This window comes from Pseudomonas sp. 05N432, assembly GCF_056396945.1.
In genome coordinates, this window is sequence record NZ_JBFTMM010000001.1 from 1 (window position 1) to 13379 (window position 13379).

Genomic DNA, 13379 nt, shown 5'->3' on the forward strand with positions numbered 1-13379 from the left:
ATAGTCCCGGCGTGTGACCTTGCTGGTGCGGGTGCTGAAACGCTGGGAGAACTGGCTGATCACCGAATGCTCCGCCAGCATGCCGGCGTCTTGCTGATACGGGGTTTCGCCCAGTGTGGGGAAGAAGGTCTGGCCGTCGGTGAACACCAACAGATGGCCTTCGCGGGAATGCTGGTGATGCCACGCGATGCCGTCCTCGGCGCACAGTCGCTGGACGAACTCGAAATCATTTTCCCCGTATTGAGTGCAGTATTCGCGCTCGGGACTGGTGCTGACGTTGAAGGTAAAGGCATCCGCCTGGATGCCATGTGCCTTGAGTACCCGAGCGATGATTTTCGGTACCGTCTGGCCTTGGAAAATCCGCTGGTCGCGACTGAACTGCAGATAGTGCAGCGCCGGCACCAGGATCAGCTGATAGCGGTTCAGGCGCTTGCCGACATCATCTGCGCGCACCCCGTCGATATAGCCATGAATACCTTCGCCGTTAAGCCCGAACTGGAGGAAAGCCGGCTGGCTCAGCAGGCTCTCCAGATCGAAATCCGGGTACTCGCTGACCAGTTCAATCTGGATCGAATACAAGGCGCTGATGGCTTCAGTGCCGTCAAAGGCCAGGACTTTGAAATCGTTGCGAACCGTCGGAATCACAAGCGTGAAATGGGCAGCATGGGCCGGTGCGGACATATGCTCATCCTTTTGCTTTTTCGTGGCTCGTCCTTAAGCCCAAAGAAGAGATAAATCGCGGTGCCCAAGCCATACCTGGCCTGCGCAAGCGCAAACTGCCCAACACGCTAACAAGAGGGCAAAAAAATGAATGTCGGACACCTCCAGCAAACACGTCGGAGTTTTCCGCGTTTCAGCATATTGCGTCAGCAATGCGAAGGGCTTTCGAAACTTTTGTGAAGTTTGAGGCGAGCTGAGGATGTATTTGGAGGGGATGGGTGATATATGGGGTGCCATCATTTTGATGGCACTTTCTATTGCTTATTATCAGTTGTCGCGATGTCTATGGATGACTGTAACTTTTCAGAAACCTCCTACATTTTTCATTTTCTGTTTTTGTCATGCTGGCGTCAGCGTCAGGATATGAATTCCTCGGTGATGATAAACAGGGATGATTGACCGCTCTGGCTCAATGGTTTCGGGGGGCTCGCGTCGAAGGTGGAAAGATCAAGTCTGGTGTCAGGGAATCCCCTGTCACATATAGGGAGATCTCCTGCAAGCAACAGAGACGACACTGTCTTGTTGTTTAATCGGGTGCTTGCTAATAGCCATCATTGTGATTAGGATGCGCGCACTTTAAAGAGCGAGGACTCAATTGGATGAGATTCATCGCAGCTCTTTGATACTGTCCGGCGCCATTGCAACTCCAAGGGCCGTATGACTGTAATCCTAATTAAAGGCCATGGATGTCCTACTCAAGCAAACTTTCCGCTCATTACCTTGAACTCGCAAAAGCCTCTGTTTCCAAAGAGAATTTCGCGGGCGAGGACGTTCGTTTTTCGAGCGAATATGAGGCATTGGAAAGCGAGTTGGGCAAAGCCCAATCCATGCATGAAAGCGGTCAGATCGACTGGCTGAAAATCCGCGAAAACAGTGAAGCGCTGCTGCGAACCCAGTCCAAGGATTTGCGCGTTGGTGCGTGGCTGACCTGGGCGCTGTATCAGCGCGAATCCTTCCAGGGCCTGCTGGCCGGCCTCGGCCTGCTGCACCATCTGTGTGAAAACCACTGGGCCGAGATTCACCCGAACAAGGCCCGCACCCGTTCCGCCGCCATCAATTGGCTGGTGCCGCGTCTCGAGCAGGTGCTGAACGAAAACGTCGCGATCAAAGAGCAACTGCCGCTGTTCCGCCGATTGGTCGAGCACCTGGAAGGTCTCGATGCTGCCTGCACCGAGCATTTGGGCGACGACGCGCCGCTGCTGCTGCCGATCTCCCGCCGTCTGAAAAACATGGTCCAGCGCGCCGCCGACAACCAGCCGGAGCCCGGCGCTGTCGGCGCGGTGGTGGCTCAGGTCAAGCAGGTCGCGACGCAACTGTTCACCCCCGGGGCGCCGATCGACAACGAAAAAGAAGCCCACAAGGCCCTGCGCGCGCAGCAGGAAAATGCGCGCCCGTTGTGCGCCTGGTGGCTGAAGCAGAAAGCCACTGACCTGCGCGCCCTGCGCCTGAATCGCACGTTGCTTTGGCTGCCGATCGACGCTGTCCCAGAGCGCAACGCCGAGCAAATCACCGCATTGCGCGGGCTACCGGTCGACAAGCTGAAAATCTATCAGGACCGTTTCGAGCAGGGGCAATTCGCCGACCTGTTGGTAGAACTGGAGGCGAGCCTGGCCAAGGCACCGTTCTGGTTCGATGGCCAGCGGCTGGTCTGGGAATGTTTGCAAGGGCTGAACGCCGAGCTGGCCATGCGCGAAGTGGAAATCCACTTCGCGTTGTTGATTCAGCGCCTGCCAGGCATCGTCGAATTGCGTTACCACGATGGCGCGCCGTTCGCTGATCCGGCCACTCGCGCCTGGATCAGCGCCCACGTGATGCCCCATCTGCAAACCGCCAGCGCGCCGCGCAAGGTCGAAGTCAGCAGCAGCCAACCGGCCTGGGAACTGGCGCTCGAAGAAGTCTTGCCGGTGCTGCGCAAGGACGGCCTCAAGGCCGCGGTGCAGATTCTCAAGCAAGGCCTGCAAGCCGCCCACGGCGGGCGCGTGCGGTTCTTCTGGCAGTTCAGCCTGGCGCGACTGTGCTTCCTGGCCAAGAAATACGAACTGGCCAAGACCCAACTCGAAACCCTCGATTCAGAATTACAGAACTCAGGCTTGCACGCCTGGGAGCCTGATCTTGCGCTGGAAGTGCTGCACCTCCTGCATAGCTGCTGTGAGTTGTTGCCGCAGAACCACGCAGTGCGAGAACGCAAGGAAGAGATTTATCGCAGGCTGTGCCACCTCGATCTCGAAGTGGTACTCGAATAGGCCCCAGGGCCACAACCGCAAGGAGAAAAGCCATGGCCAAAGAAGGCTCGGTAGCCCCCAAGGAACGCATCAACGTCACCTTCAAACCCGCCACCGGCGGTGCTCAGGAAGAGATTGAACTGCCGCTGAAACTACTGGCAATCGGTGACTACACCCACCGCGCGGACGAGCGCAAAGTTGAAGATCGCAAGCCGATCAGCATCGACAAGATGACCTTCGACGAAGTGCTCGCCAAGCAAGAACTGCAGCTGACGCTGAGCGTGCCGAACCGTCTTCAGGAAGAGGGCGACACCGAAGAGCTGGCCGTGAAACTGCGCGTCAATTCGATGAAGGACTTCAACCCGGCCAGCCTGGTCGAGCAAGTGCCTGAGCTGAAAAAACTGATGGAGCTGCGTGACGCCCTGGTAGCCCTCAAAGGCCCACTGGGTAACGCACCTGCCTTCCGCAAAGCCATCGAAGGCGTTCTCGCCGACGACGAATCGCGCGGTCGCGTACTGGGTGAGCTGGGCCTGAACGCCGCAGCCCAGGACGCCTGAGTCCCCATCAGCCAAGGAAGCCAACACTATGAGCACCAGTGCAGCGCAGCAAAAAAGTAACGAGAACGGCGAATACAGCATTCTCGACAGCATCATCGCCGAAACCCGTCTGACCCCGGACGACGAAGCCTACGACATCGCCAAGCGCGGCGTGTCGGCGTTCATCGAAGAACTGCTCAAGCCGCAGAACAACGGTGAGCCGGTCAAGAAAGCCATGGTTGACCGCATGATCGCCGAGATCGATGCCAAGCTCAGCCGTCAGATGGACGAAATCCTCCACCACCCGGACTTCCAGTCGCTGGAATCGGCGTGGCGTGGTCTGCAGTTGCTGGTCGACCGCACCAACTTCCGCGAAAACATCAAGATCGAAATCCTCAACGTCTCCAAGCAAGACCTGCTGGACGACTTCGAAGATTCGCCGGAAGTGATGCAGGCTGGCCTGTACAAGCACATCTACACCGCTGAATACGGCCAGTTCGGTGGCCAGCCAGTGGGCGCGATCATCGCCAACTACTTCATGTCGCCAAGCTCGCCAGACGTGAAACTGATGCAGTACGTGTCGAGCGTTGCGTGCATGTCCCACGCGCCGTTCATCGCCGCTGCCGGCCCGAAATTCTTCGGCCTGGAAAGCTTCACCGGCCTGCCGGACCTGAAGGATCTGAAAGATCACTTCGAAGGCCCGCAATTCGCCAAATGGCAGAGCTTCCGTCAGTCCGAAGACTCGCGTTACGTCGGCCTGACCGTTCCGCGTTTCCTGCTGCGCAACCCGTACGATCCGGAAGAAAACCCGGTGAAATCGTTTGTGTACAAAGAAACCGTCGCCAACAGCCACGAGCACTACCTGTGGGGCAACACGGCCTACGCGTTCGGCACCAAGCTGACCGACAGCTTCGCCAAATTCCGCTGGTGCCCGAACATCATCGGCCCACAAAGCGGTGGCGCGGTTGAAGACCTGCCGTTGCACCACTTCGAAAGCATGGGCGAAATCGAAACCAAGATTCCGACCGAAGTGCTGGTGTCCGACCGTCGTGAATACGAGCTGGCCGAGGAAGGCTTCATCTCCCTGACCATGCGCAAAGGCAGCGACAACGCCGCGTTCTTCTCCGCAAGCTCGGTACAAAAACCGAAGTTCTTCGGCATCAGTGCCGAAGGCAAGGCCGCAGAGCTGAACTACAAGCTCGGCACCCAACTGCCGTACATGATGATCGTCAACCGCCTGGCTCACTACTTGAAAGTGCTGCAGCGCGAGCAACTCGGTTCGTGGAAAGAACGTACCGACCTCGAGCTGGAACTCAACAAGTGGATCCGCCAGTACGTGGCCGACCAGGAAAACCCGAGCGCCGAAGTTCGTGGCCGTCGTCCGCTGCGTGCCGCCCAGATCGTCGTCAGCGATGTTGAAGGCGAGCCAGGCTGGTACCGCGTCAGCCTGAACGTGCGCCCGCACTTCAAGTACATGGGTGCCGATTTCACCCTGTCGCTGGTTGGCAAGCTGGACAAAGAGTAAGCGGAGCTAACTCATGACTGGATACGGCAGCCTTTTCGAACGCCTGGGTGGCGACGCGGACAAACGCGTCGGCTGGAGCCGCGAGGTTTCCGCCATGGCGTCGGTGGCTGCCCATCTGGCCAAGATGCTCAGCACCCGTGCGGGCAGCGTGCAAACGCTGTCCGATTACGGGCTACCCGATCTCAACGACATGCGCCTGAGCCTGCATGACTCCCTGAGTCAGGCCCGCCTGGCCATCGAACGCTTCATCGAAGCCTACGAGCCACGCCTCACCAACGTGCGTGTCGTTTCCCTGCCGCGAGACAACGATCAACTCAGGCTGACCTTCAGTATCGAAGGCCTGTTGGAAGTTGAAGGTTTCAAGCGTCAGGTCAGTTTTGCCGCGCGCCTGGATGGCAGCGGTCAAGTCAAGGTCAATTAAGGAGACGACGATGTCCGGTAAACCCGCAGCCCGAGTCGGTGACCCAACCGCTTGCCCGCTCCCCGGCCACAGCACCAACCCGATCGCCGCCGGTTCCGGCGACGTATTCTTCGACGGCCTCGCGGCCGCCCGCGAAGGCGATGCCTCCGCGTGTGGTGGTGCGATGGTTGGCGGGTTGGCGAGTACCGTTTTGATCAACGGCAAACCGGCGGCGACCGTGGACTCCGTAGGGACCCATGGCAATAAAGTTACCGCCGGGTCTTCGACGGTGATTATCGGGAATTCGCATACGCCGGCGCCGTTTGTGGCGCCGCTGCCGGTGGAGATTCAGTGGCCGTTTAACGAGCACTTTGTGATCAATTGTCAGGACACCGGGAAGCCGCTGTCCGGAATCGAATACACGCTGAAGACGGCCTCCGGAAAAATTGTTACCGGTGTTACAGGTGCCGATGGCAAGACAAAGATGATCCACTCGGACGTTGCCGAGCCCGTTGAGCTGATTATTGAACAGCAAACAAAAGTGGCGATTGCTTGAGAATGCACAATAGCTCTCACCCGGTAAGTGGCAGGGTAGGCGAGCAAAAACGACAGGGATGTTGACATGGCAAATACAACAGTGACAGCAACGCTTTCGCCGGCGAGCAAGAAGATCGGGCAGACGGCAACTGTGCGTAAGTTTAGAGTCTCGGACATCCCTGGGGCGATGGATAAGATGAACTGGCCAGTCGCTGCCGGATTGATGCGCTATTGGTTTAAAGGCAATCCATGGGCAACTGAAGATGGTGGGATGGATGAACATACCAAAAATCATAAAAAAGAACCGCGCGATCCGTATGTAGAAAGCTCAATTGTTAAGATGGCATGGGTTTTGAAGTTTAAGCGCGCCAATGAAGTTTTTAATGAGCTAAGGGCCAAATGGAATAGCCCAGATGCACTGGTTAGAATGCGCAAGATTTTCCCAGGGAATTTTGCAGGTAAAGTTGACGGTGCGTATCAAATAAAATTTGAAAATGCTAGAGATGCTGAAAAGTTTGGATATACCAATACTATTCCAGTTAGGACGTCAAACGCTAACATTTTTCTGCTGGATGAGCTTAGGGGCGCCCTTGCAAATTTCAATATGAGAGTGATTGCTGAGGGTGAAGTTATTATCGCTTCAGGGAAAATCAGCTTTCTGGTGAATCGTCTAGGGTTTTATATTGACGACAGTTATGATTTCAGCGATGTAGGTAACCGGTTCAGTCAGCCCTTAGGCTATTGGAACTACGATGGTGTAGCAGATCCAGTAACAAGCAATGGCTCCAACTTTCTTTCGGCAATGGGGAAAGCAGAACTGGCCAGAACAGCCGCAATGCGGGGCGAAGATGTGCAGGCCATGTTCAAGGATATTGACGGAAAGCGTTATCACTTGATTCAAAATAGTGATTTTTCCGAATATCGAGCAACACACGGTAAAGGTGGGGATTTCACAGTGTACTCCGACATTATGTACGAGAGCGTAACACCTACTTTGATCAAGGTTGTTGAGTAAATGCGTTTCAGAATCACATGCCTGATTGTGTTAGCGGCCCTGGTGGTCGGGGCGCTATCATTTTATTCGTTTGTCGATAATCTGTCTCAGCGCCGACCAGATGTTATCGAGTTGAGTTATTCAAGGCAGTACATCGTGGAGCGCGTACCATTTACTTCTTTGTTTTTCGGAGAGGCCCTTTCCTATCTAAGAGTTACGGACCAAGATTCCCCTAGTTACATTTATCGCAGCCCGCTATACCCGACAAGACTTTTGGATATGCAGGTAAGTGAAGGCGACGGAAAGTTGAGTATTCCTAGTGTTGAGTTTCTGACGTCTGAGAAAAAGTTTGTCTTTCATTCTCAGCACTGGGAAGACTACTGGATGAATCGCTTTGTAAGTAATACCTCGTATTCTGTAGAGACGTTAAGCGGGAGTGGGAAATGATCGCCGGGTTCAGCAGTGTATTTGTTGGTAAACATCGGAAGGGTATCCGTCGAGCAATTGTTTTGCTCGTGGCTCTTTCTGCTTTGTTGTTTTTTGTCGTTACCACGATTCTAAATTATCCAGCCAGTTCGACAGTAGTTAGTCCTTCTGGTCGGTATGTTTTGGAAAATGTAAGGGTTGGGAAAATCTTCACACTTGGTGGAATGGCTTACTTGAGAGTAATCGATAGGCAAAATCCACAAGAGGTTTATCGTACACCTTTGTATGACACACAATTGCTGGATATGAGGGTGACTGAAGATGACTCCACTGTCGGCATTGCGTGGATATATTTTAATCGAGACAAAAAAACTTTCGATATCGCCATGCCCCGGTGGGAGTCGCATTGGCTAAATATGTTTATCAGTAATACCCCTTATGTACATCTTGAAGATTGAGCCCCGTATGAACCCTTACGCCAGGCCTGGCCAAGCCAGCCTGCAGGCGCCATCCAATGATCAAGTCGGGCATCGAGCGTAATACACAGGGCAGTTTTTTCATGAGATCCACTACCAGGCAGCTAACCCATGTCCTTTAACCACTACTACCAAAGCGAACTCACCGCGCTTCGCCAGTTGGGTCGTCGATTCGCCGAGCGCAGCCCGGCATTGGCGCCTTTCCTCGGCCAGGCCGGGCGTGACCCAGACGTGGAGCGGTTGCTGGAGGGCTTTGCGTTCCTGACTGGCCGCCTGCGGCAGAAGCTCGATGACGAGTTGCCGGAGCTCAGCCATTCGCTGATGCACTTGCTGTGGCCGAACTACATGCGGCCGTTGCCGGCGTTCAGTATTTTGCAGTTCGACCCGCTGAAGCGTTCCGGGCCGGCGTTGCAGGTCGAGCGTGATACGCCGATCGAGAGTGTGCCGATCGATGATGTGCGTTGCCGGTTTCGTACCTGCTACCCGACGGAAGTCCTGCCGCTGGACCTGACTGCGCTGACGTACTCGGTGAAGGGCGACGGTTCGCTGTTGAGCCTGCGCCTGGAGATGAGTTGCGACGGGCATATCGGTGAGCTGGACCTGAGTCGTCTGCGCCTGCACCTGGCCGGCGAGCGTTACATCAGTCAGATGCTTTACCTGAGCCTGTTGCGCAATCTGGAAGGCATCGAGCTGATTCCGCTGGACGCGGCCGGCAAGCCGCTCAATGGCGCTAACGGCACGCCGATGGCGTTCAAGATGCCTGGCGACCGCGTGCAGCCGGTGGGTTTTGCCGAAGAAGAAGCGTTGATCCCGTATCCGCTGAACACCTTCCGTGGCTATCGCTACTTGCAGGAATATTTCGCCTTCCAGGACAAGTTCCTGTTCGTCGATCTGAACGGTCTGGACCTGCTCAAGTCGCTGCCTGAAGACACGCTCAAGCAGATGCGCGGCCTGGAGCTGCGCTTCGACATTCGCAAGAGCGGCATCCAGCGTCTGCGCCCGACCCTGGACAACGTGAAGCTCTACTGCACGCCCATCGTCAACCTGTTCAAGCATGACGCCTTGCCGATTCGCCTCGATGGCAAACAGGACGAATACCTGTTGCTGCCGGCTGAATACGACCTGGAAAACTGCGGAGTGTTTTCGGTTGAAGGCGTTACCGGCTGGAAGCCCGGCGGCCTGGGTTATCAGGAGTACGTGCCGTTCGAATCGTTCGAGCACGACCCGAGTTTCGACGTGCCGCAAAGCCGTCCGCATTACAGCATCCGCCAGCGCACCTCGTTGCTGCACGACGGCCTCGACACTTACCTGAGCTTTGGCATTCGCCACACCGAAGCCCACGAAACGCTGTCGATCGAGCTGATCTGCACCAACCAGAACCTGCCACGCCGGCTCAAGCTCGGCGACATCTGCATGGCCTGCGAAGAGACCCCGGAGTTCCTCAGCTTTCGCAACATCACCCCGGCCACGTCGAGCTTCGCGCCGCCGCTGAGCCGTGACTTCCTGTGGAAGCTGATCAGCAACATGTCGCTCAACTACCTGTCGCTGGCCAACGTCGACGCGCTCAAGGTGATTCTCGAAACCTACGACCTGCCGCGCTACTACGACCAGCACGCGGAGAAGGTCAGCAAACGCCTGCTGGGCGGGCTCAAGTCGATCAAACACCAGCACGTCGACCGGTTGCACCGAGGGTTGCCGCTGCGCGGGTTGCGCACCGAGCTGACCATCGACCCGGAAGGCTATATCGGCGAAGGCGACCTGTTCGTCTTCGCTTCGGTTCTTAACGAGTTTTTCGCGCTTTACGCCAGTCTCAATTCGTACCACGAGCTGCGGGTAAAAAGCACACAGGGAGAGGTGTACCAATGGACACCACGTATGGGCCTTCAGCCTCTGCTTTAAGCGGGCTGACCCGAGGAATACGCGAGTACTCGCTGTTTCAGGCCGTGCTGCTGGTCGTCGATCGGCTGCGCGAGGCTCACCCGTACCTGGGCGAAGAGGACCTCTACGACCAGCTGGAATTCCAGGCCAACCCGAGCCTGGGTTTCCCTGGCAGCGACGTCGATCGCGTGGAGTTTTTCCGCGAGCACGGGCAGCTGCGCGCGCGCCTGCGTTTTAACCTGATCGGCCTGGTCGGTTCCGGTTCGCCGTTGCCGGCGTTCTATGGTGAGCAAGCGCTGGGCGACAGCGAAGACGGCAACCCGACACGGCACTTCCTCGACCTGTTCCACCATCGCCTGCAACGGCTGATGCTGCCGATCTGGCGCAAGTACCGCTACCGCGCCAGCTTCCAGAGTGGCGCCCTCGACCCGTTTTCCTCGCAGCTGTTTGCGCTGATCGGCCTGGGTGGCGAAGACATTCGCAAGGCCCAGGAACTGAACTGGAAACGCCTGCTGCCGTACCTCGGCCTGTTGAGTTTGCGAGCGCATTCGGCGGCGTTGATCGAAGCGGTACTGCGTTACTACTTCAAGCACGCCGAACTGACCATCGAGCAGTGCATCGAGCGCCGCGTGGAAATCCTCGACGAACAGCGTAACCGCCTGGGCCGCGCCAACAGCGCGCTCGGTGAAGACCTGGTGCTGGGCGAGAGCGTGCGCGACCGCAGCGGCAAGTTCCGGATTCACATCCGCGAGCTCGACTGGCAGCGCTTTCACGAATTCCTGCCGATCGGTTTCGGCTACCAGCCGCTGTGCGCGCTGGTGCGGTTCACCCTGCGTGACCCGCTCGATTACGACATTCGCCTGGTCCTGCGCCAGGAAGAAATCCGCGAACTGCGCATCGGTGAGCAGAACGCCTGTCGCTTGGGGTGGACCAGTTGGCTGGGCCGCGAACACGCGGACGGCGTGGTGACCCTGGGTAGCAAAATTCATTAAGGACGTGAGACCAATGATCAACGTAGACCTGCAACAACTGATCCAGGCGCTGGACGCCGAAACCCGTCGTGACCTGGAAAGTTCGGCCGAACGCTGCGTCGCCCGTGGCGGCAGCAAGATCCTCGTCGAAGACCTGTTGCTGGGCCTGCTGGAACGCCCGCAAGGCTTGCTCGCACGCGCGTTGCAAGACGCCGAAGTCGATGCTGGCGAACTCAGCGCCGCGCTGCAATCGCGGGTTGAGCACAGCGCCTCGCGCAACCCGGTGTTCGCCCCGGAACTGGTGCAGTGGCTGCAAGATGCGTTGCTGGTGGCCAACCTTGAACTGGGCCAGAGCCAGGTCGAACAGGCCGCGTTGATCCTCGCGCTGCTGCGCAATCCGATGCGCTACGCCGGCAGCCGTTACCAGCCATTGCTGGCGAAACTGAACATTGATCGCCTGAAGGATTTTGCCCTGTCGCAGAAGGAACAACCGGCCACCGGCAAACCGGCTGTACCGGGTGAATCGCTGCTGCAACGCTTTACCCACAACCTGACCCAGCAAGCCCGCGACGGCAAACTCGACCCGGTACTGTGCCGCGATGGCGCGATTCGGCAGATGGTCGACATCCTTGCGCGCCGCCGCAAGAACAACCCGATTGTGGTCGGTGAAGCCGGCGTCGGTAAAACCGCGATCGTCGAAGGTCTGGCCTCGCGCATTGCCGCCGGTGAAGTGCCGCAAGTGCTCAAGGGCGTTGAACTGCTGTCGCTGGACATGGGCCTGCTGCAAGCCGGCGCCAGCGTCAAAGGTGAGTTCGAGCGTCGCCTCAAAGGCGTGATCGACGAAGTCAAAGCCTCGCCGAAACCGATCATCCTGTTCATCGACGAAGCGCACACCCTGATCGGCGCGGGCGGCAATGCCGGTGGTTCGGACGCAGCCAACCTGCTCAAGCCGGCTTTGGCGCGTGGCGAGTTGCGCACCATCGCCGCCACCACCTGGGCCGAGTACAAAAAATACTTCGAGAAAGACCCGGCCCTGGCCCGTCGTTTCCAGCCGGTGCAGTTGCACGAACCGACCGTCAGCGAAGCGGTGACCATCCTCCGCGGTCTGGCTCAGGTGTATGAGAAGAGCCATGGCATCTACCTGCGCGATGACGCGGTGGTCGCGGCGGCGGAATTGTCGGCACGTTACCTGGCCGGCCGGCAGCTGCCGGACAAAGCCGTCGACGTCCTCGACACTGCCTGTGCCCGCGTGCGCATCAGCCTCGCTGCCGCGCCGGAAAGCCTTGAGCGCCTGCGTGGCGAACTGGCCGAAGGCGGGCGTCAGCGTCAGGCCCTGCGTCGTGATGCCGAAGCCGGTTTGCTGATCGACCATGAAGCGCTCGATGCGCTGGAAGATCGCCTGGACGCCGCCGAAGACGAAAGGGTCGCCCTGGAAACGCTCTGGACCGAGCAAAAAGAGCTGGCCGAGCGCTTGCTGGAGCTGCGTCAGCAACTGGCCAAGGCCCGTGAAGCCGCGGCCGTCGAGCCGACCGTCACGGTTGAAGAGGACGCTGAAGGCACGGTAATCGAAACCCTCGAAGCGAGCGTGGACGAAACGCAAAGCGTCGAAGCCCTGGAAGCCGCGCTGAACGAAACCCACCGCGCCCTGACCGATGCCCAGGTCAAGGAACGCCTGGTGAGTTTCGAAGTGTGCCCACGTCTGGTGGCTGAAGTGATCAGTGCCTGGACCGGTGTGCCGTTGGCGCAACTGGCCCGTGAGCACAACGCCAAGGTCGCAAGCTTCGCCACCGACCTGCGCACGCGGATTCGCGGACAGGAACAAGCCGTCCACGCACTGGACCGCTCGATGCGCGCCACCGCGGCCGGCCTGAACAAACCCGATGCGCCGGTGGGCGTGTTCCTGCTGGTCGGCCCGAGCGGCGTCGGCAAGACCGAAACCGCGCTGGCGCTGGCCGACTTGCTGTATGGCGGTGATCGTTTCATCACCACCATCAACATGTCCGAGTTCCAGGAGAAGCACACCGTCTCGCGCCTGATCGGTGCACCACCGGGCTACGTCGGTTACGGCGAAGGCGGCATGCTCACCGAAGCCGTGCGGCAGAAACCGTACTCCGTGGTGCTGCTCGACGAAGTCGAAAAAGCCGACCCGGACGTGCTCAACCTGTTCTACCAAATCTTCGACAAAGGCGTGGCCAACGACGGGGAAGGGCGTGAAATCGACTTCCGCAACACGCTGATCCTGATGACCTCGAACCTGGGCAGCGACCGCATCAGCGAACTCTGCGAAAACGGTGCGCGGCCAACCGCTGAAGTCCTCGAAGAAACCATCCGCCCGGTGCTCAGCAAACACTTCAAACCGGCGTTGCTGGCGCGGATGCGCGTGGTGCCGTACTACCCGGTCGGTGGCCCGGTGCTGCGCGAGCTGATCGAAATCAAACTGGGCCGTCTGGGCGAGCGCCTGAACCGCCGCCAGCTGGATTTCACGTACTGCCAGAACCTCGTCGATCACCTCGCCGAGCGTTGCACCCAAAGCGACAGCGGCGCGCGCCTGATCGACCACTTGCTCGACCTGCACGTGCTGCCGTTGGTGGCGGATCGTCTGCTCGAGGCGATGGCCACCGGTGAAAGCCTCAAGCGCGTTCACGCAACGCTCGATGGCGACGCTAGCGTGACCTGCGAGTTCGCCTGAGGTGA

General features: G+C 58.2%; 12 protein-coding genes. 11 read left to right on the forward strand and 1 reads right to left on the reverse strand.

Annotated elements, in window-relative coordinates; all coding sequences use genetic code 11:
* A partial coding sequence (gene tssI / locus AC1DHT_RS00005; protein ID WP_442114402.1) for a type VI secretion system tip protein TssI/VgrG occupies positions 1-681 on the reverse strand: 681 nt, incomplete at its 3' end.
* Between the two features lie 725 nt (positions 682-1406).
* On the opposite strand from tssI, the gene tssA reads away from it, so the two are divergent.
* From tssA to tssH, 11 genes are all read left to right on the forward strand, one after another.
* On the forward strand, positions 1407-2963 hold the full coding sequence (tssA, locus tag AC1DHT_RS00010) for a type VI secretion system protein TssA (protein ID WP_427545437.1): 1557 nt from the start codon (positions 1407-1409) through the stop codon (positions 2961-2963).
* Between the two features lie 32 nt (positions 2964-2995).
* Positions 2996-3499 carry a type VI secretion system contractile sheath small subunit gene (tssB, locus tag AC1DHT_RS00015; protein ID WP_071552749.1) on the forward strand — a complete coding sequence of 168 codons (504 nt, stop codon included), beginning with the start codon at positions 2996-2998 and terminating at the stop codon, positions 3497-3499.
* Positions 3500-3527: 28 nt separating this feature from the next.
* Positions 3528-5003, forward strand: a complete 1476-nt coding sequence (tssC, locus tag AC1DHT_RS00020) for a type VI secretion system contractile sheath large subunit (RefSeq protein ID WP_429538792.1) — start codon at positions 3528-3530, stop codon at positions 5001-5003.
* 13 nt (positions 5004-5016) lie between these two features.
* Entirely contained in the window at positions 5017-5424 is a 408-nt protein-coding gene (gene tssE, locus AC1DHT_RS00025; RefSeq protein ID WP_054594682.1) for a type VI secretion system baseplate subunit TssE, read from the forward strand.
* Between the two features lie 10 nt (positions 5425-5434).
* Positions 5435-5959 carry a PAAR domain-containing protein gene (locus AC1DHT_RS00030; protein WP_427547341.1) on the forward strand — a complete coding sequence of 175 codons (525 nt, stop codon included), beginning with the start codon at positions 5435-5437 and terminating at the stop codon, positions 5957-5959.
* Positions 5960-6025: 66 nt separating this feature from the next.
* Complete coding sequence (locus AC1DHT_RS00035; RefSeq protein WP_427547338.1) at positions 6026-6955, forward strand: DUF6402 family protein; 930 nt, start codon at positions 6026-6028, stop codon at positions 6953-6955.
* Positions 6956-7381 carry a hypothetical protein gene (locus AC1DHT_RS00040; RefSeq protein ID WP_427547335.1) on the forward strand — a complete coding sequence of 142 codons (426 nt, stop codon included), beginning with the start codon at positions 6956-6958 and terminating at the stop codon, positions 7379-7381.
* Positions 7378-7818: a hypothetical protein gene (locus AC1DHT_RS00045; RefSeq protein ID WP_427547332.1), complete on the forward strand. Its 441-nt coding sequence runs from the start codon at positions 7378-7380 to the stop codon at positions 7816-7818. The genes AC1DHT_RS00040 and AC1DHT_RS00045 overlap by 4 nt, the downstream gene beginning before the upstream one ends.
* A 129-nt stretch (positions 7819-7947) precedes the next feature.
* The gene (gene tssF, locus AC1DHT_RS00050; RefSeq protein ID WP_429538795.1) at positions 7948-9735 is read left to right on the forward strand and encodes a type VI secretion system baseplate subunit TssF; all 1788 of its coding nucleotides are present in this window, start codon (positions 7948-7950) and stop codon (positions 9733-9735) included.
* Positions 9699-10706 carry a type VI secretion system baseplate subunit TssG gene (gene tssG / locus AC1DHT_RS00055; protein WP_427534167.1) on the forward strand — a complete coding sequence of 336 codons (1008 nt, stop codon included), beginning with the start codon at positions 9699-9701 and terminating at the stop codon, positions 10704-10706. The genes tssF and tssG overlap by 37 nt, the downstream gene beginning before the upstream one ends.
* A gap of 13 nt (positions 10707-10719) precedes the next feature.
* A complete protein-coding gene (gene tssH / locus AC1DHT_RS00060) occupies positions 10720-13374 on the forward strand; it encodes a type VI secretion system ATPase TssH (RefSeq protein WP_427545498.1) in 2655 nt (884 codons plus the stop codon).
* The last annotated feature ends 5 nt before the right edge of the window (positions 13375-13379 follow it).